Source organism: Acinetobacter sp. YH12105 (genome assembly GCF_013419095.1).
Taxonomy (GTDB): domain Bacteria; phylum Pseudomonadota; class Gammaproteobacteria; order Pseudomonadales; family Moraxellaceae; genus Acinetobacter; species Acinetobacter pseudolwoffii.
Genome location: NZ_VPAU01000011.1, coordinates 55,938 through 73,692, shown reverse-complemented (window position 1 = coordinate 73,692; position 17,755 = coordinate 55,938). Strand labels below are relative to the sequence as shown.

The following is a 17,755-nucleotide window of genomic DNA, read 5'->3' as shown; positions in this document are numbered from 1 at the left end:
GACACAGCGCCCTACGGGGCGTTTTGTTATTATGGGTAGATGATAAAATGCGAGAGAAAGATGTCAGAGGCAAAATTCAGCAAACTGCTCGATTATGAAACTTTAAAACAGCAATTTGGCGATGCTGATGATCAAGCGACCCAGCAAAACACATCGAAACAAAAACCCACTTTCGACTCAGAAGAGCGCCTGTTTGATACCCTTGATGAAAAGAAAAAACCGGGCTTAACTGGCTCGCGTTTGCGTTCGTATGCTTTTGCCGTACTGACCCGCAAAGAATATGCTAAAGCCGAACTGATCGAGAAGCTATGCCTATATGCAGAGGATCGCGATGAAGTACTGGAATTAGTTGAAGAATTATCACGAGAGAATTACCAGAGTGATCAGCGTGTCGCAGAAACCATGCTGTCGAGCCAAAAGCGTAAAGGCAAAGGCCCCAATCAGATTAAAATGAAATTAAAAAACAAGAAAGTTGATACAGCTTTAATCGCAGAAGAACTGAAAGAAACTGACTGGGTGCAGCAAGCCTACGAGCTGAAAGTCAAAAAATATGGGGCGGAAGTTACTAAAGATCCGAAGCTCAAGGCCAAACAGATCCGTTTTCTGATGTACCGTGGTTTTGAAATGGATACGATTATTAAGGCGATTAACCGTAAAGTGGAAGATTAATTTGTATTCAGATTCATTAATAGACCTACTACAAAAGTGTTTGCAGATTGATCTTAAAATGAGAAAATCAGTTCGCTAGCAGAACGAATTATCGGGATAATAAAATATTAAAAATTAGCTGATATTAGAAGTGAGCTTTGAGATTAATAGGCTGGGATAAAATGTTTTTATTATTGAAAAATATGGTGGCAACCCTACCAGCAAAGCTCCGGCACATCATAGTTCTATTACCGTTGCTACCTTCCGGTCCTGGCGGGGTTCATAGAGTACAATTGCGAAGTAACCAGCAGGGCTACCATTACAAAAACAGAGTATAGAGATTTTTAATCAAGTTGCAAGCTTTGTTCCTTAAAATAATCCATCAAGCTATCCGTTTGATTATTTTAAAAACAATATTAATATTTCTGCTGATTTTCAAGCGATCTTCACAATCAATCCATCAACACCCAGATTCGCATGATCTTTGTAAAACCTTGTTGCAATTTCTAAAAATGCCGTTTTTAATGTGTGCAATGTATATGAATGATCTTCTTTAAAAGATGAGCAGCGGATACGTATCTCACAAAGAATTATGGAAATTTTATGATGTTTAAAAAGACCGTATTGTGTGCAGTGACAGCACTCTTTACCATACCGCTATTTGCCAATATTCCAATTGAATCGCGTGGCTTGAGCCAGACTGCCAATCAAGCGTCAATGAATACCCAGTCTGCGAGTTCTGCCGGCGTATCGACACCTGTGCAAACCAATACCAGCTGGCAGATTATGCAAAAAAACCAGCAACTGGAAAGTGATCTGCGGATCTTGCGCGGCAAAATGGAAGAACAGGAAAATGAAATTGCCCAACTGAAAAGCGAACTGACCAATCGCTATGCCGATCTCGATCAGCGCCTGGAACTGTTACAGCAAAAAATTGAACCGGCTGAAGAAAACCCAACGGAGGACAACCCACAGGATAGTTCTCCCAGTTTAAATGCGAATGAGATCAATACAGCGAGCAGCGGACAACAGCCCACCGAGCTGGACAAAGCAGCCTATACAGTAGCCTTAGATGCCTATAAAAATGGCGGTGCAGCCAAAGCCATTGCACCCATGCAGAACTTTATTAAAAACAATCCGAATAGTGTGTATATCAGCAATGCCTATTTCTGGTTAGCAGAATTCAATCTGGCCATCGATCCGCCAAATTTTGAAGAAGCAAAACGCAATTACACCATTGTGGCAGACCGCTATCCAAAGTCGACCCGTGCTTCGCGTGCGCTTTATCAACTGCATAACATTAGCAAGGACGTCGAGCAAAAACCGGCCATTGCCACCCAGTACAAGAACAAATTACTCAGTAATTACCCGCAATCTGAAGAAGCTAAATTTTTTAAGTAATAATCTTCTAGATAACCCTTAATTCAGCAATAAAAAAGACACCTTAAAGGTGTCTTTTTTTACTTGAAATATTTTAGCGCACAATACCACGCTTGGATTGTTCAAGAGAATCAATCAAACGTTGTGCTTCGGCAACTTCCGGCAAGATATCTTTACGAATCTGCTCGATTGCTTCCTGAGTGGTTAAACCTGATTTATAAATCAGTTTAAAGGCAGTACGCAAACCGTCAATTATGGCCTTAGACCAGCCCTTACGACGCATTCCCTCAATATTCATAGCAAAAGCGTGCGCAGGATTACCTGACACCATCACATAGGCCGGCACATCTTTCAAAATCAGTGATGCTCCGCCAATCATGCTATAAGAGTCAATCTTGCAGAATTGATGAATCCCTGAGTTTCCACCAATGACCACATAATCCCCGACATGAACATGTCCAGCCACACCGACATTATTGGCAAAGATATTGTGATCACCGACCATGCAGTCATGGGCAATATGGGTGTTGACCATTAGAAGATTATGACTGCCAATCTTGGTTAAACCCTGATCCTGAACGGTACCACGATGCAAACTACAATGCTCACGGATCTTGTTGTGATCGCCAATCTCAAGCCAGGTTTCTTCACCGGCATACTTAAGATCCTGACAAACCTCGCCTACACTGGCGAACTGGAAAATTTCATTATATTCACCTATACGCGTATAGCCACCCACCACTACATGTGAATGAAGTTTGCTACCCGCACCAATAGTGACGTTTGGCCCAATAATACAGTATGGACCAATTTCTACATCGGCAGCGATGACTGCTGATGCGTCAATAATGGCAGTTGGATGAATAAGGGGATTATTGCTCATGCCTGCTCGACTTTTTGATGCGAAACCATAATTTCCGCGGTTGTTGCGACGACGCCATCTACAGTGGCAATACAATTATATTTGTAAATGCCGCGCTTTTGCATCACCAATTCAGCTTTTAATACCAATTGATCGCCTGCAACCACCTGTTTTTTAAACCTAACCTTCTCCGCACCGGCAAAAAGGAACAATGAACCCGCACTTGGTGTTTCATTGTTCATCACAAAACCCAAGATTCCCGAGATTTGTGCCAGTGCTTCAACAATCAGCACACCCGGCATAATTGGATAATTCGGAAAATGGCCTTGCAAAAACTCTTCATTAATTGAGACGTTTTTATAACCAACAATGCCATTTTCGGTAATCTCGACCACGCGATCAACCAATAAAAATGGATAACGATGGGGCAAATATTCACGAATCTTTTGAATATTCATTGGCAATTCAGGTTTCGTGAATGTAGGCAAATTCGACTCTGTCATCATAATTATTTACGCAACTTAAATGTTGATTCAATGGACTCAATTTGAGATTGCATATGATCTAGTCGTTTCATCACCTGGGTCAATGGCACATCTGCTAATTGTTTAAAACGCACAGCAGCACGTTTCCAGTGCAAACTTTCCAACATAGGTGTGCCAGAAGAATAACTGCCCGCCTCAGAAATATTTTTTGTCACCATTGACATGCCAGTAATTGTGACATTATCTGCGATATTAATGTGGCCTACTACCCCCACCGCACCTGCAAATACACAGTTTTTGCCAATTGTAGTGCTTCCGGCGATTCCGCATTTTGCTGCGAGTGCGGTATTGGCACCAATCTTGACGTTATGCGCGATTTGCACAAGATTATCAATAATCACACCCTGTTGCAAAATCGTATCATCCAATGCACCGCGGTCTATACTACAGTTTGACCCGATACGCACATCATCAGCAATACGCACAGAACCAAGCTGGGCAATACGATGCCATTTACCTTGATAAGGTGCAAAACCAAAACCTTCGCTGCCAATCACGGTATTGGCATGAATACGAACGCGATTGCCAATTTTGGCGCCACCCGTCAGCGTCACATGCGCATCAATAAAACAGTCCTGACCGATTTCCACATCATTATCGACATGTACATGAGGCTGAATCACGGTATTGGCGCCCACAACACAATGCTCGCCAATCACCACATAGTGTCCAATATACGCATCATCGGCGATGATCGCTGAAGGATGAATTTGAGCAGTACTTTCGATACCACGCTGGGTATTTTTTTTCTCAAATACATGGGTCAGGATCGCAAAAGCCAGATAAGGATTTGCAACAACAATAAAGTTCTGATGTGACGTTATTTGTTGTTTCAGTTCAGCAGTGACAATTAAAGCAGCCGCCTGACTTTGATTGGCTTGCTCTACATATTTGTCTGCATTGACGAATGCCAAATCTTGCGATGTCGCATGCTCAAGACTGGCCAAAGCGCTCAAACGCAAATCTGCCTGACCTACGCACTCGCCTTGAACCAGGCGAGCAAGGTCAGCTAACTGAAGCTGTTGATGATTCATTGATTACTTAATTGCATTAACCTTTTGAATCATTTTATCAGTTAAATCATATTTAGCGTCATAAGCAAGTGCTGAATTTTTATTTAAAACCACATTCAGGTTATTTTCTTTACGCAATTGTTCAGCAATTTGCTTTACACGTGCATCAAATACCGTCCGAATCTGCTGAATCGAACTTTGAACATTACTCTGCACAGATTGTTGCAACTGATTCAATTCCTGAAATTTAGCCTGATATTGCGTAGACATCTTCTGCTTTTCAGCATCGCTCAGTTTGGTATTAGACTGAGCACGCTGCTGCAAAGCTTCCAGTTCTTTACTGAGTTGTTCAATCTTGCTGGTTTGTGGCTGAATTTTTTGTTGAAATGCCGTGTTTTGCTGTTTCAGATAAGTACTGCCTTCGACTACACGCTCCAAGTCAATCACACCAATACCAGCTGCTTGAGTCAAAGGTGCAACACTTGCCAAAGCCAGGCTCATCGCCATGATCATTTTTTTCATATTCTTACTCATTCAAAAAAATTTGCTCATAAAGCCTCGCAACCTCATGAGCAAAATCTATATTCAGGATTAGCTAATAATCTTAGAAAGTACGGCCAATTTCGAACTGGATATTTTTAATTTCATCACCATCTTTCTTATTCAACGGATAAGCATAGCTCAGTGACAATGGGCCAATCATGGTAATCCAGGTGAAACCCGCACCGACGCTATAGCGCATATTGCCTGCATCGAAACCGAAGTTATCTTTACAATATTGACGTAAGTCACCAGATTGTGAAACATCGCAGTTTGTATCGAAAACTTGTGCACCTTCGGCAAAAATCACTGGACGTACCTGACGTGCCCAATCGCCTTTAAATGGCACTGGCAGTACCAGTTCAGTACCAAACTGAACCAATGCATTACCACCAACCTCCTCTAGATCAAAGTCACTAATGCCTGCATTTTCTGCATAGACACTGTCATATTTTGGACCTAAAGTACTGTTTTCATAACCACGCACTGAACCAAAACCGCCAGCATAGAAGTTTTTATAGAATGGTAAGTCATTACCATAGCCCAACTTCCCATAACCGCGCAGCACAAAATCTTTGCCTAGCGGGAAGAAAGCCTGAGCATCATAAGTCACTTTTTGATATTCAACATCACTACCTGGCAAGGCTATTTCAGCATTGACACGATGTGACATTCCTGTCGTCGGAAACATTGGACGGTTTAAAGTATTGTAAGACCAGCCTAAGTTTAAGTTATATGTTAAAAATTCACCTTGAAAGCGGTCTGATTTTAAATCAGTTTTACAAGGATCAGCATTGTCGATACAGTAAGGACTTTGGCCTATTGACTTACCGTCATTTGCTAATAGGTAATCACGAACATAGGTGGAAACACCATTACCAGTCGTTACTTCAGTATTGTCGACATTTAGGCCTAAGCTAACACTCTGGTTTTCATCAATTGGATAACCGAAGTTGATTCCACCACCTAAACTGTCCGTCACATAGTTGTTGACGTTATAGTCATCGTCTAGCTTGGTCTTGCGGTAGTACATGTTATAACCGCGACGTACACCATCAATGGTAAAGTACGGGTCCATCACACTCAGGTTATAATAATCTTGGGTTTCAGAACGCGACAAGTCGATCGATACACTATTACCAGTGCCCAGGAAGTTGGTTTGACTTAAACCTGCCTGGAAGGTCACACCGCCACTTTGCGAGAAACCCACCGCCAAGGTACTGGTACCTGAATGCTGTTCTTCTACTGCGACATTTAGATCGACCTGATCCGGTGAACCCGGAATACGTGCAGGCTTAATATCAACTGTTTTAAAGAAACCGGTACGTTCCAGACGGACTTTAGACAAGTCAATTTTTTCATTACTGGCTAAAGCACCTTCCATCTGGCGCATTTCACGACGCAACACTTCATCTGCAGTTTTGGTATTACCGGTAAAATTAATACGTCGTACTGTAACTTGCTGACCTGGGTTAATGTAGTAATTTAAATCAACCTGTTTGGTTTCATTATTAATTTGAGGAACAATATTCACTTCTGCATAATAATAACCAGCATTACCATATTTACGCTGTAATAGCTGCTTAACCACATTTACTTTTTCTTGCGAATAAGTTTCACCTTCTTTAAACAGCTGTAAGGCTTGCAATTCTTCAGTTTGATAAAGTGCATCACCTAAATATTTGGTTTGACCAAATTTAAATTGTTCGCCTTCATCTACAGACACTTCAATAAAGACATTCTTTTTATCTTCACTCAAGTTCAAACTGGAATTGGTAATATTAAAGTTAATATAACCCTGGTTCAGATACATAGCACGCAATGCTTCAAGGCTTGCAGCCATTTTTTCACGTGCATAACGGTCATTACGTGAAATCACCGAGTTCCAGCTACTTTCTTTAACAGCAAATACCTGTTTAATATCTGATTCTTTGAAAACAGTATTGCCAATGATATTGATATCAAAAACTTTTGCGGCTTTACCTTCAATAAAATCAATCTGCAATTCAACCCGGTTATTCGGTCTTGCTGTCGTCGTGACTGTAACATCTGCATCATAGCGACCTTGCTGCATGTATTGCTGCTCAAGCTCGGTTTCGACTGTCTGTAAAGCAGATTTTTTCAGCACTTCACCTTCAGCCAGACCCATTTTTTTCAGGCCATCTTCAAGTGCTTCCTTTGGAATCAGCTTATTGCCTTTCAGTTCGATTTTCGAAATGACTGGGCGCTCTACCACCTGAAAAACTAGAGTATTGCCTTGCTGAACAGCTTTGATGTCATCAAATAAGCCTGATGCATATAAACTGCGAATTGCATTGGCAATGACCGGATCATTGACCCGATCACCACTGTTAATTGGCACGAGGCCATATACATTCTCAGGAGTTAAACGCACTAATCCATCAAATTTTATATCTTGTACAATGAATTCATCTGCTGCATATACTTGTTGTGCTACTGCCATTGCACTAACGAGTGCCAGAGGCATAAATAAATGTGTGTGCTGCATGCCAGTCTTTTCCGCTGTTAATTTATTCCATCTACGTTGTTATAAACGCATAAAATCATTAAATAATGCCAGAAGCATCATACTGCCGAGCAGTACCATACCAATTTTTAGTCCAACCAATTGTATTTGTTCGGAAACAGGTTTACCACGAATTAATTCAACAAAATAGTAAACCAGATGTCCGCCATCAAGCATTGGAATCGGCAGTAGATTTAATATTCCTAAACTTACACTCATTAGCGCCATAAAGGAAATAAAAGTTTCCCAACCCATTTCCGCGCTTTGTCCTGCGACTTTGGCAATGGTGATCGGTCCAGATAAGTTATCCAGTCCAATCATGCCACGTACCATTTTGACAATCGAGTTCAGAATCATCGAAGATAAGTGCGCAGTTTTATCAAATGCCATCACCAGTGCTTCAGCTGGATTGTAGTGAATGGTCTGCTTATATTCTGTGGGAATCGAGATTTTACCCGGATCACTTTGTACACCGAGCATACCCGTGACATTGCCCATATTGTCACGCTTGCCCTGTGGCATCACTTCAAGTTGCACCACCTGGTTTTCGCGCAATACATCCATCTTCAGTAATTTTTCTGGTGATGCCTGTACAATTTGTACCACATCAAACCAGTCTTTCATCTGGACACCATCAATGGCCAGAATTTTGTCACCTTGCTTCAGGCCTTGGCGAATTGCTGCACCATCTTCAGTCAGCTTGCTAATCACAGCCGGAATTTCCGGTCGATAAGGCAAGAAGCCCAGACTGTCTAACGGAGATTGACTCTGGTCTTTTAAATAGTCCCGAATCGGTAACTGGAACAGCTTGTTTTCCCCGGCACGTTCTGCCTGAATAGACACTACACCGGTTTCACCCACACGATCCACCAGCGCATAACTCAGTTTTTCCCAGGTTTCGACTGGAGTCCCGTCCACAGCAACAATTTTGTCACCCGGCTGCATTTGTACTGTTGCAGCCGGCGTATCTGGTAAAACTTTACCAACGCGGGTATTCAGCTGCTCTTGTGCCGGTAAAAACAGCACCCAGAATAACAGCACCGCAAGAATGAGGTTGATCAATGGTCCCGCTGCCACAATGGCAATCCGTTTCCAGGGATGCTGACGGTTAAATGCTTTGGGCAAGTCTTCTTCAGCAACATTGCCTTCACGTTCATCCAGCATTTTCACATAACCGCCTAAAGGTAAGGCGGATAGCTGATATTGAATGCCGGATTTTTTTGAGGTCCACTTTAACAGCGTTGGTCCAAAACCAATCGAATACACCAACACTTTAACGCCCAGTTTACGCGCCACAATATAGTGACCAAACTCATGAATCGCAATTAAGGGACCGAGTAACAGGATTGCGGCTGCAATAATAAACAAGGCGTTCATGTCTTAACTTCCTTTATTCACAACATACTGCTGTGATAAACCTCGTGCCATTTGATCTGCCTGCAAGATAGCCTCCAGATCATTTGCCGGCTGATTGTCCATCTGATTCAGGACATGTTCAACCACTTGAGGAATTTGGGTAAACCTAATTTGCTGATGTAAAAATGCGTCAACTGCAATTTCATTGGCCGCATTTAAAATCGTGGGTGCAATTCCGCCGCTCTGCATCGCCTGACGCGCCAACTTTAATGCAGGAAAACGAATCACATCCGGTTCCTGAAAGTTAAGCTGCGAGTGCATAAACAGATCTAAGGGTGGTACATGCGTACTGATTCGCTCAGGCCATGCCAATGCATGTGCAATAGGTGTGCCCATATCCGGATTACCCATTTGTGCCAAAGTTGAACCATCTACATATTGAACCATGGAGTGAATAATACTCTGTGGATGCACCACGACTGTAACAAATTGTTCTTGAACTGCAAACAAATGACAGGCTTCGATCAATTCCAGACCTTTATTCATTAAAGTCGCTGAATCGACCGAAATTTTTTGGCCCATTGACCAGTTGGGATGCTTGCAGGCCTGTGCAGGCGTCACATCTTCAAGCTGTTGTAGACTATGATTAAGAAACGGCCCACCAGATGCAGTTAACAAAATTTGCGAGACACCCAGCTTGGGCTTGCCATGACGCTCTGCCTCAAAATAGTGCTGTGGTAAACACTGGAAAATCGCATTGTGTTCGGAATCCACCGGAAGCAACAATGCACCATGATCGCGTGCAGCCTGCATCATGATGTCACCGGACATCACCAAGGCTTCTTTATTGGCCAACAGTACGCGCTTGCCTGCTTTTACTGCAGCCAGTGTCGGCAACAATCCGGCAGCACCGACAATGGCAGCCATGACAATATCGACATCCGCATGTTCAGCCACAGCAATTAAACCGGCTTCATCTTGCAGAATTTCAATATCAGCCAGACCATGTTGCTGAAGGAGTTTTGAAAACTCATCCACTTTTGCCGCAGGCACCACCGCCACTTTAGGGCGGTATTGCTGGCAAATCTTGACCAGTTCAGCAATACGACTTTGCGCGGTTACAGCAAAAACCGAGTACGCTTCAGGATGTCGCTGCAAGATTTTTAAAGTACTTTGACCAATAGAACCTGTAGCACCCAGTATACAAACCGCTTGTGACATTTATAAATCTACACCAATAAGTTTTAGAACAGCAATACCTGCCGCAAAGATTGGAGCTGCAGCAAGCAAAGAATCAATACGATCCAGCACCCCGCCATGACCCGGTAAAATACGGCCCGAGTCTTTAATACCGGCACGTCGTTTGATCATGGATTCAAACAGATCTCCCAGTACTGAACTGAAGACCGTGATCACCGATAAGGTCAGGAATAAAATAAGTTCTGGCCAGGTCATCTCCAGATAAAGCAAAGCAACTGCAATCACAATCAGCATTGAGGTGATCACACCACCATACAGCCCTTCTACAGATTTGTTTGGGCTGACATTTGGTGCAAGTTTTTTCCTACCGAATTTACGGCCAACAAAATACGCACCGCTGTCTGCGCCCCATACCAGTAAAAACAGGTACATCAACCACCACGGTGAACTTTGCCAAACCGAGAAAATTGCGGTGACAGCAGCAGAAATCAGCACTACACCAATGCCATTTAGGCTTGTATTGTACCAGCCGTCATACTCAGGATAAGACTTGACCCAGTAAATACTGAGTAACCAGGTAATAATAGAAGCCACCCATAACAACAAAGCGACTTCAGCAAAATACAATGCCAATGCTGATAGAGCCGCGGTCAGCACCCCATATCCCCATGCAACGGGCTTGATGACCTGCTTAAATTTTCGCGGCATGAGTTTAAACCACTCATAACCGGCAACCCCGGCAGCAAGAACCATCAATACAAACATTGGATAATGTGATTCAGTAGCAAACATACAGCTCAGTACAACTGCTACCAACACCAATGCGGTTATAATCCGCTCAAACATGTATTAATTCTCAAGTTTTTCCTGATGAACCTGCTCTGATGTTTTACCGAAACGACGTTCACGCCCACCAAATACGGCAAGTGCATCATCAAGTTCTTCAACGGTAAATTCTGGCCACAGCGTCTCAGTGAAATAAAGCTCTGCATAGGCTGCCTGCCATAACAGAAAATTCGACAGACGGAAATCTCCGCCAGTACGAATCAGCAGATCAACTGCTGGTAAGTCACCGAGGCTGACATATTGACCAAATACATCAGTATCAATTGCATCAAGATCTAATTTATTTGTTAAAACATCACTGGCAATTTGCTTTGCAGCTTGTGCCATATCCCACATACCGCCATAACTGATTGCAATAGTGAGTGTCATACTATTGAAATTAGCAGTCCTTTGTTCGGCTTGCAACATGAGTCCCTGCAATTCAGCGGACAAACGGCTGCGATCACCGATAAAACGTAAGGCAATATTGAATTTTTCCATGCGGGGGAGTTGCTCATGAATCGTGTCAAGCAGGAGTTTCATGAGCAATTCGACTTCAAACTGTGGACGATTCCAGTTTTCACTGGAAAAGGCAAAAACAGTTAAAGCCTGGATATTTCTTTTTCTACAGTGTTCTACAATCGGATCCAGAACCGTTTTTCCTTCACGGTGTCCATCACCTTTCTGCATCTGATTTTTTTTGGCGAAACGATTGTTGCCATCCATAATGATGGCAACATGTTTCGGAAGACAGGGGTTTTCTTCAGCAGCGGTCATCGATGAATTAGACCTTCATCAATTCAGCTTCTTTCGCAGCCAAGCGTTTGTCAACTTCAGCAACAAATTTGTCGGTAATTTTCTGGATTTCATCAGCAGCACGACGTTCTTCATCTTCAGAAATTTCTTTTTCTTTCAATAAAGCTTTGATATCACCCAATACATCACGGCGAATGTTACGAATTGCCACTTTCGCATTTTCTGCTTCAGTACGGGCAACTTTCTGCATGTCACGACGTGTTTCTTCAGTGAGTGCTGCCATAGGTACACGGATCGCATCTGCTGAAATCGGGTTAAGACCCAAGTCAGATTCACGAATCGCTTTATCAATTGCAGCCACCATTGAACGTTCAAATGGTTGAACCAACAGGGTGCGTGAATCTTCAACACCAACGTTTGCCACCTGGTTCAATGGAACGTCTGAACCATAGTAAGAAACCATCACATTATTTAAAATAGATGGATGCGCGCGACCGGTACGAACTTTTGCAAAACCATGCTCTAGAGATTCTAGAGTTTTGTTCATACGGTCTTCGCTGTCTTTTTTAAGATCGTTAATCATATGATCTTCCTTACTTAATTCTAAAAAAGTTAATTGCTAAATTAGCGCGTAGTATAAAGTGCTTTGGTGCTCACGTCATTAATTGGTAACGTGAGTCCCTTCTTTTTCGCCCATCACCACTGAAAGTAATGCGCCAGATTTATTCATATCGAATACTTGTAGCGGCACATTGTGGTCACGACATAAACAGATCGCAGTTAAGTCCATGACACCCAGCTTTTCATCCAGCACCTGATCAAAGGTTAAAGTGTCATATTTAACCGCATCGTCATATTTGCTTGGATCTTTGTTATATACGCCATCGACTTTAGTGGCTTTCAAAATCAAATCTGATTCGATTTCAATACCACGCAAACATGCTGCGGTATCTGTGGTAAAGAATGGATTACCTGTACCTGCCACGAATACACACACTTCACCCTGAGTCAGGTGACGGATCGCATCACGGCTCGAGTAAGACTCAACCACAGCACCAATTGGCAGTGCAGACATCAAACGGGTTTTAATATTACGGCGCACCAAAGCGTCGCGTAGTGCCAGACCGTTCATCACGGTTGCCAGCATACCCATCTGGTCGCCAGTGACCCGGCCAACCAGACCGTCTTTTTGCAGCTGGCTACCGCGGTACAGGTTACCACCACCGACCACGATACCTACTTGTACGCCTAAACCCACAAGGTGCGCAATAGAAAGCGACATCTGGTCGAGCACTTGTGCATCGATTCCCATGTCTTTATTGCCTGCCAGCGCTTCACCAGAAAGCTTTAACAGAATGCGACCAAAGCGTGGCTTTTTAGAATCCAACATCATCAAACTCCAAAGTATTCAATTTAAATTTTTTTAATTCAAAATTTTAAGCAGATTTGACTGAAATGAGTTTTGCATACAGATCATATTCGTCTGCATCGGTAATCTCGACTTCAAGCAAATCCCCTGCCTTAATGACGCTTTTATCAATATCTTCCACAAAAACATTGCCATCAATTTCAGGTGCATCTGCATAAGAACGCGCAACTGCCACCGGGAATTCTTCTTCCAGATCATCTACCAGCACGGTCATGGTCTGACCAATACGTTTTTGGAGTTTTGCTGCCGAAATTTCTTGCTGAACCTGCATGAAACGCTCATAACGCTCTTGTTTAATTTCTTCAGGAACGTGGTCTGGCAAATCGTTTGCTGTCGCACCTTCAACTGGTGAATAGGTAAAGCAACCTACACGATCCAATTGAGCTTGTTTCAGCCAATCGAGCAGCATCTGGAAGTCTTCTTCGGTTTCACCCGGGAAGCCCACCACAAATGTTGAACGGATAACCAGATCAGGACATTTTTCACGCCAGATATTCAATCGCTCCAGTGTGTTTTCACTGTGCGCAGGACGTTTCATCAGCTTGAGAATTTTTGGACTCGCATGCTGAAATGGAATATCCAGATAAGGCAGGATCTTGCCTTGAGCCATCAGGTCAATCACGGCATCGACATGCGGATATGGATAAACATAGTGCAAACGCACCCAGATTCCCAACTGACCGAGTGCTTCACACATGTCATAGAATTTGGTTTTCACCGGCTGGCCGTTCCAGAAATCCAGCTTGTATTTGGTGTCCAGACCGTAAGCAGAAGTATCCTGGGAGATAACGAGTACTTCTTTAACACCGGCACGTTTCAGCGCTGCGGCTTCTTCAAGCACAGAACCAACTGGACGGGAGACCAAATCACCACGCATGCTTGGAATAATACAGAAAGTACAACGATGGTTGCAGCCTTCCGATATTTTCAAATAGGCATAATGTTTAGGTGTTAGGCGGATACCTTGCTCTGGAACTAAATCAATAAATGGATTGTGTTTTGGCGGTTCAGGCACGTATTGATGAACCGCATCCATAACATCTTTATATGCCGCTGCACCTGTCACTTTCAGGACATTCGGATGCATCTGGCGAATCTTGTCTTCGTCTTTACCTAGACAGCCTGTTACGATGACGCGACCATTCGCGCTCATCGCCTCACCAATCGCGTCTAGCGATTCTTGCACTGCGGATTCAATGAAACCACAGGTATTTACTACAACTAAATCAGCACCGTCATAATCCGAAGCGACGTCATAACCTTCAGTCTTTAACTGGGTTAAAATACGTTCAGAATCTACCAATGCCTTAGGACAACCTAAAGATACAAAACCGACTTTGGGGGACTTCATGAATTTTCGCTCTACTAGAATGCGCGTATTGTATGTCTTTTCGCATCATAAAAATAGTTGAAAACCTGACTCTTTGCATCATGCACTAAAATAACGCCATAAAATATACAACATATTTGCGCGCGCACCAAAATAGAACATTTTAGATTTACAGCCTCAATTTAATCCGCTATACCTAAGATGAATTGTGTCGCTGTGGCACATTTCTGCATTTCATCGCAATAAATAAGCTTTAGTCATAAAAGTTGGCGTGCATCTTGCATCAAATCAGAACTTAAAATTGATTAAATTGCTTTATGAAGATGCCATTGCGCCATTTTAATACAGGAAAAAAACCGCGAATGGATCAGCTTATTCCGATCGACTATCGTGTTTTAGTGGACAATATGACCACGTGTATCTTATTGGTAGACCGCGATCTTAATATTTATTATCTCAACTCGGCCTGCGAAGCCTTATTTGATGTGAGCTTATTTCGCGCCAGTGGAAGTCCGGCACTGGGTCTTCTGCAACATCCGACCGATGAGTTTAATACTGAAGAAGCGCTGAACAACACTTTAACTACAGGCCAACCTTATACGCGCCGTGAAGCCACACTGATTGTCAACTTTAAGGACATTCATGTCGATTACACGGTTTCTCAACTAAATCTGGGTAAGCCCTATCACCCACTGTTGTTAATCGAGCTCAATCCTCGTGACCGTATGCTTAAAATTTCGCGTGAAGAAAACCTGATTCAGCAACATCAAGTGGCTCGCCAGCTGATTCGCGGTGTCGCGCACGAAATCAAGAACCCACTCGGCGGAATTCGGGGGGCAACACAACTTCTGGCTCGCAGTCTGAATGATCCACAATACAAAGAATTTACCGATATTATTATTAGTGAAGTCGATCGACTCCGAAATCTGGCCGACACCATGCTCGGTTCACGCCAACTGCCAAGCTATGAGCTGGTAAATGTACATGAGCCACTTGAGCGGGTGCGCTCACTCATCGCCAATCAAAGCAAAAAGAAAATCAAGATTATTCGGGATTATGACCTGTCCTTACCTGAAGTGCTGGCAGACCGTGATCAACTGATTCAGGTGATCTTGAATATTTGCGCCAATGCAGTACAGGCCATGACCGAGAACAAAGAGTTTTTTGTCGATCACCAGCCTGAACTGGTTTTAAGAACCCGGATTCAGCGCCTATTTACCATTAACGGGGCAATTCATCGCTCTGTGGTACGCATTGATATTGAAGACAATGGCCCTGGGGTCCCCGAAGACATTATCGAATCTGTGTTTTATCCACTGGTCACCAGTCGCGCCAAAGGTACCGGACTGGGTCTCAGTATTGCTCAAAATATTATTCATCAGCATAACGGCATGATTGAATGTCAGTCCGTGGCTGGAAAAACCGTGTTTAGCTTATATTTACCTTGGGAGTCGAATCATGTCGCGAAATAAAATATGGGTGATTGATGACGATCGTGCCATGCGCTGGGTACTGGAAAAAACCTTTAAAGAAGAAGGCTTGGACGTGACCAGCTTTGAAGAAGCACAATCCGCACTAGATCAACTCAGTGTTGATGCACCAGATGTGATTCTGACCGATATCCGTATGCCGGGGATTGATGGACTCACCTTCTTGGGTAAGGTCAAACACAATTATCCTGACCTGCCTGTGATTATTATGACGGCGCATTCAGACCTAGAGTCTGCTGTATCAAGTTATCAAACTGGTGCTTTTGAATATCTGCCAAAGCCTTTTGATATTGATGAAGCGCTGGCACTGGTCAATCGTGCGATTTTGCATATTACCAAGCTGCAACAACAAGAATCAGCAAAAGTTGCCCCGCCGATTCAATCGACTGAAATTATCGGTGAATCTCCCGCCATGCAGGAAGTGTTTCGCGCCATCGGCCGTTTGGCTCAATCGCACATTACGGTATTGATTAATGGTGAATCTGGTACGGGCAAGGAACTGGTTGCGCATGCCCTACACCGTCACTCACCCCGCAGCAGCAAGCCTTTTATTGCGCTAAATATGGCAGCCATTCCCAAAGACCTGATCGAGACCGAACTCTTCGGTCATGAAAAAGGCGCTTTTACCGGTGCCAATACCCAGCGTCAGGGCCGTTTTGAACAGGCCAATGGCGGCACCCTGTTTCTGGATGAAATTGGTGATATGCCCTTTGAAACCCAGACTCGTTTACTGCGGGTTCTGGCCGATGGCGAGTTTTATCGTGTCGGCGGCCATATTCCGGTCAAAGTCGATGTGCGTATTGTGGCCGCAACCCATCAGGATCTGGAAAAACTGGTACATGATGGGCGCTTCCGTGAAGACCTCTATCACCGCCTGAATGTGATCCGGATTCATATTCCTAAACTGGCACATCGCAGTGAAGACATCCCGATGCTGGCCCAGCACTTCCTGGCACGTGCCGGCAAAGAATTGGGGGTAAATCCAAAAATTCTGCGCCCTGAGACCCAGGAATACATGCAAAAACTGCCTTGGCAAGGTAACGTGCGCCAGCTTGAAAATACCTGCCGCTGGCTGACCGTAATGATCACTGGGCGTGAAGTCTATCCTGAAGACTTGCCACCGGAGTTGAAGCAGATTCCGATTGAACAACAAGATCCGGGCGCGCCCATTCCAAACCTGAATCAGATTGCACCACATCACTGGGATGAATTACTCGGACAATGGGCCATGCAAAAGCTCAAAAATGGCGAAATGAAACTTCTGGATGCTGCCACTCCGATGTTCGAACGCACTCTGATCAATGCTGCATTACAACAAACTCGTGGCCGTAAACGTCATGCCGCAGAACTGCTCGGTTGGGGCCGCAACACCCTTACCCGCAAACTGAAAGAGCTCGGCATGGACACCACTGACGATGAAGTCGAAGAAGAAATTGAAAGCTGATGTTTGACCAACAAAAAAGCGCCTGAGGGCGCTTTTTTGTTAACTCTGGTTTATGCAGTAAAACCCACATAACGAAAATATCCTTGCGCTCCCAGATCCGACTTATAGATTAGATAATCCGGATAGGTCGCTTGGGTGATTTCATCCAGCATATTCACCTGATCATCATTGGCATGCAGATCATCTACCGAACGCGGCATGCTGTGCTCGAATTCATCAGTCATGTATTCAAAGCCAATATCCATGGCAATAAACAAAGTATGCTCACATGGCTGTACATATTGTTCTTCATTCCAGTCTATAACGTTTTGCTGGCAATGCGGGCAGGCAATATTATCGGTGGCCTGAATATCGAGTTGGATCAGTTGGTAAGGCATATCAAGATCAATCAGTTTGCTATACCCATATTT

General features: G+C 43.7%; 17 protein-coding genes and 1 other RNA gene. 4 read left to right on the top strand and 14 right to left on the bottom strand.

The genetic code is table 11. The features are described 5' to 3' along the window. Window positions 1-60 precede the first annotated feature (60 nt). Window positions 61-669 carry a regulatory protein RecX gene (locus tag FTU44_RS09490; protein WP_100357125.1) on the top strand — a complete coding sequence of 203 codons (609 nt, stop codon included), beginning with the start codon at window positions 61-63 and terminating at the stop codon, window positions 667-669. 192 nt (window positions 670-861) lie between these two features. On the opposite strand, the gene ffs is transcribed toward FTU44_RS09490, so the two are convergent. After that, an RNA gene (ffs, locus tag FTU44_RS09485) (signal recognition particle sRNA small type) lies at window positions 862-958 on the bottom strand. A 293-nt stretch (window positions 959-1,251) separates the two neighbouring features. Here ffs and FTU44_RS09480 point away from each other — a divergent pair. Then, entirely contained in the window at window positions 1,252-2,049 is a 798-nt protein-coding gene (locus tag FTU44_RS09480) for a YbgF trimerization domain-containing protein (RefSeq protein WP_180050290.1), read from the top strand. Between the two features lie 73 nt (window positions 2,050-2,122). Here the strand turns inward: FTU44_RS09480 and lpxA are convergent, their stop codons facing one another. The 12 genes from lpxA to rimO form a co-directional block, all read right to left on the bottom strand. Next, the gene (lpxA, locus tag FTU44_RS09475) at window positions 2,123-2,911 is read right to left on the bottom strand and encodes an acyl-ACP--UDP-N-acetylglucosamine O-acyltransferase (RefSeq protein WP_074382858.1); all 789 of its coding nucleotides are present in this window, start codon (window positions 2,909-2,911) and stop codon (window positions 2,123-2,125) included. Then, the gene (fabZ, locus tag FTU44_RS09470; protein WP_171063349.1) at window positions 2,908-3,393 is read right to left on the bottom strand and encodes a 3-hydroxyacyl-ACP dehydratase FabZ; all 486 of its coding nucleotides are present in this window, start codon (window positions 3,391-3,393) and stop codon (window positions 2,908-2,910) included. The genes lpxA and fabZ overlap by 4 nt, the downstream gene beginning before the upstream one ends. A gap of 5 nt (window positions 3,394-3,398) precedes the next feature. Further along, complete coding sequence (gene lpxD, locus FTU44_RS09465; protein WP_005096712.1) at window positions 3,399-4,469, bottom strand: UDP-3-O-(3-hydroxymyristoyl)glucosamine N-acyltransferase; 1,071 nt, start codon at window positions 4,467-4,469, stop codon at window positions 3,399-3,401. A 3-nt stretch (window positions 4,470-4,472) separates the two neighbouring features. Further along, the gene (locus FTU44_RS09460; RefSeq protein WP_180050287.1) at window positions 4,473-4,970 is read right to left on the bottom strand and encodes an OmpH family outer membrane protein; all 498 of its coding nucleotides are present in this window, start codon (window positions 4,968-4,970) and stop codon (window positions 4,473-4,475) included. Window positions 4,971-5,052: 82 nt separating this feature from the next. Then, a complete protein-coding gene (gene bamA / locus FTU44_RS09455; RefSeq protein WP_180050284.1) occupies window positions 5,053-7,497 on the bottom strand; it encodes an outer membrane protein assembly factor BamA in 2,445 nt (814 codons plus the stop codon). A gap of 39 nt (window positions 7,498-7,536) precedes the next feature. After that, the gene (gene rseP, locus FTU44_RS09450) at window positions 7,537-8,892 is read right to left on the bottom strand and encodes an RIP metalloprotease RseP (RefSeq protein ID WP_180050281.1); all 1,356 of its coding nucleotides are present in this window, start codon (window positions 8,890-8,892) and stop codon (window positions 7,537-7,539) included. A 3-nt stretch (window positions 8,893-8,895) separates the two neighbouring features. Further along, window positions 8,896-10,092 (bottom strand): 1-deoxy-D-xylulose-5-phosphate reductoisomerase, encoded by a 1,197-nt coding sequence (gene ispC, locus FTU44_RS09445; RefSeq protein ID WP_100328702.1) that lies wholly within the window; start codon window positions 10,090-10,092, stop codon window positions 8,896-8,898. Then, window positions 10,093-10,917, bottom strand: a complete 825-nt coding sequence (locus FTU44_RS09440) for a phosphatidate cytidylyltransferase (RefSeq protein WP_100355039.1) — start codon at window positions 10,915-10,917, stop codon at window positions 10,093-10,095. A 3-nt stretch (window positions 10,918-10,920) separates the two neighbouring features. Next, complete coding sequence (uppS, locus tag FTU44_RS09435; RefSeq protein WP_005096706.1) at window positions 10,921-11,673, bottom strand: polyprenyl diphosphate synthase; 753 nt, start codon at window positions 11,671-11,673, stop codon at window positions 10,921-10,923. 7 nt (window positions 11,674-11,680) lie between these two features. Next, a complete protein-coding gene (gene frr, locus FTU44_RS09430) occupies window positions 11,681-12,235 on the bottom strand; it encodes a ribosome recycling factor (protein ID WP_005096705.1) in 555 nt (184 codons plus the stop codon). A 78-nt stretch (window positions 12,236-12,313) separates the two neighbouring features. Continuing rightward, on the bottom strand, window positions 12,314-13,042 hold the full coding sequence (gene pyrH / locus FTU44_RS09425) for a UMP kinase (protein WP_004279886.1): 729 nt from the start codon (window positions 13,040-13,042) through the stop codon (window positions 12,314-12,316). Between the two features lie 46 nt (window positions 13,043-13,088). Beyond that, window positions 13,089-14,432: a 30S ribosomal protein S12 methylthiotransferase RimO gene (gene rimO / locus FTU44_RS09420; RefSeq protein WP_005096703.1), complete on the bottom strand. Its 1,344-nt coding sequence runs from the start codon at window positions 14,430-14,432 to the stop codon at window positions 13,089-13,091. A gap of 341 nt (window positions 14,433-14,773) precedes the next feature. On the opposite strand from rimO, the gene glnL reads away from it, so the two are divergent. After that, on the top strand, window positions 14,774-15,883 hold the full coding sequence (glnL, locus tag FTU44_RS09415) for a nitrogen regulation protein NR(II) (protein WP_005096702.1): 1,110 nt from the start codon (window positions 14,774-14,776) through the stop codon (window positions 15,881-15,883). After that, window positions 15,870-17,345 carry a nitrogen regulation protein NR(I) gene (glnG, locus tag FTU44_RS09410; RefSeq protein WP_180050278.1) on the top strand — a complete coding sequence of 492 codons (1,476 nt, stop codon included), beginning with the start codon at window positions 15,870-15,872 and terminating at the stop codon, window positions 17,343-17,345. The genes glnL and glnG overlap by 14 nt, the downstream gene beginning before the upstream one ends. A 50-nt stretch (window positions 17,346-17,395) precedes the next feature. Here glnG and FTU44_RS09405 read toward each other — a convergent pair whose 3' ends face one another. Next, on the bottom strand, window positions 17,396-17,722 hold the full coding sequence (locus FTU44_RS09405; RefSeq protein WP_180050275.1) for a hypothetical protein: 327 nt from the start codon (window positions 17,720-17,722) through the stop codon (window positions 17,396-17,398). Window positions 17,723-17,755 lie beyond the last annotated feature (33 nt).

Coding starts and splice junctions, on each gene's coding strand:
- FTU44_RS09480 (WP_180050290.1), top strand. CDS start 1,252: ATGATGTTTAAAAAGACCGTATTGTGTGCAGTGACAGCACTCTTTACC.
- FTU44_RS09440 (WP_100355039.1), bottom strand. CDS start 10,917: ATGTTTGAGCGGATTATAACCGCATTGGTGTTGGTAGCAGTTGTACTG.
- rimO (WP_005096703.1), bottom strand. CDS start 14,432: ATGAAGTCCCCCAAAGTCGGTTTTGTATCTTTAGGTTGTCCTAAGGCA.
- fabZ (WP_171063349.1), bottom strand. CDS start 3,393: ATGACAGAGTCGAATTTGCCTACATTCACGAAACCTGAATTGCCAATG.
- lpxA (WP_074382858.1), bottom strand. CDS start 2,911: ATGAGCAATAATCCCCTTATTCATCCAACTGCCATTATTGACGCATCA.
- glnG (WP_180050278.1), top strand. CDS start 15,870: ATGTCGCGAAATAAAATATGGGTGATTGATGACGATCGTGCCATGCGC.
- FTU44_RS09460 (WP_180050287.1), bottom strand. CDS start 4,970: ATGAAAAAAATGATCATGGCGATGAGCCTGGCTTTGGCAAGTGTTGCA.
- ispC (WP_100328702.1), bottom strand. CDS start 10,092: ATGTCACAAGCGGTTTGTATACTGGGTGCTACAGGTTCTATTGGTCAA.
- FTU44_RS09405 (WP_180050275.1), bottom strand. CDS start 17,722: ATGCCTTACCAACTGATCCAACTCGATATTCAGGCCACCGATAATATT.
- rseP (WP_180050281.1), bottom strand. CDS start 8,892: ATGAACGCCTTGTTTATTATTGCAGCCGCAATCCTGTTACTCGGTCCC.
- glnL (WP_005096702.1), top strand. CDS start 14,774: ATGGATCAGCTTATTCCGATCGACTATCGTGTTTTAGTGGACAATATG.
- FTU44_RS09490 (WP_100357125.1), top strand. CDS start 61: ATGTCAGAGGCAAAATTCAGCAAACTGCTCGATTATGAAACTTTAAAA.
- pyrH (WP_004279886.1), bottom strand. CDS start 13,042: ATGTTGGATTCTAAAAAGCCACGCTTTGGTCGCATTCTGTTAAAGCTT.
- frr (WP_005096705.1), bottom strand. CDS start 12,235: ATGATTAACGATCTTAAAAAAGACAGCGAAGACCGTATGAACAAAACT.
- bamA (WP_180050284.1), bottom strand. CDS start 7,497: ATGCAGCACACACATTTATTTATGCCTCTGGCACTCGTTAGTGCAATG.
- lpxD (WP_005096712.1), bottom strand. CDS start 4,469: ATGAATCATCAACAGCTTCAGTTAGCTGACCTTGCTCGCCTGGTTCAA.
- uppS (WP_005096706.1), bottom strand. CDS start 11,673: ATGACCGCTGCTGAAGAAAACCCCTGTCTTCCGAAACATGTTGCCATC.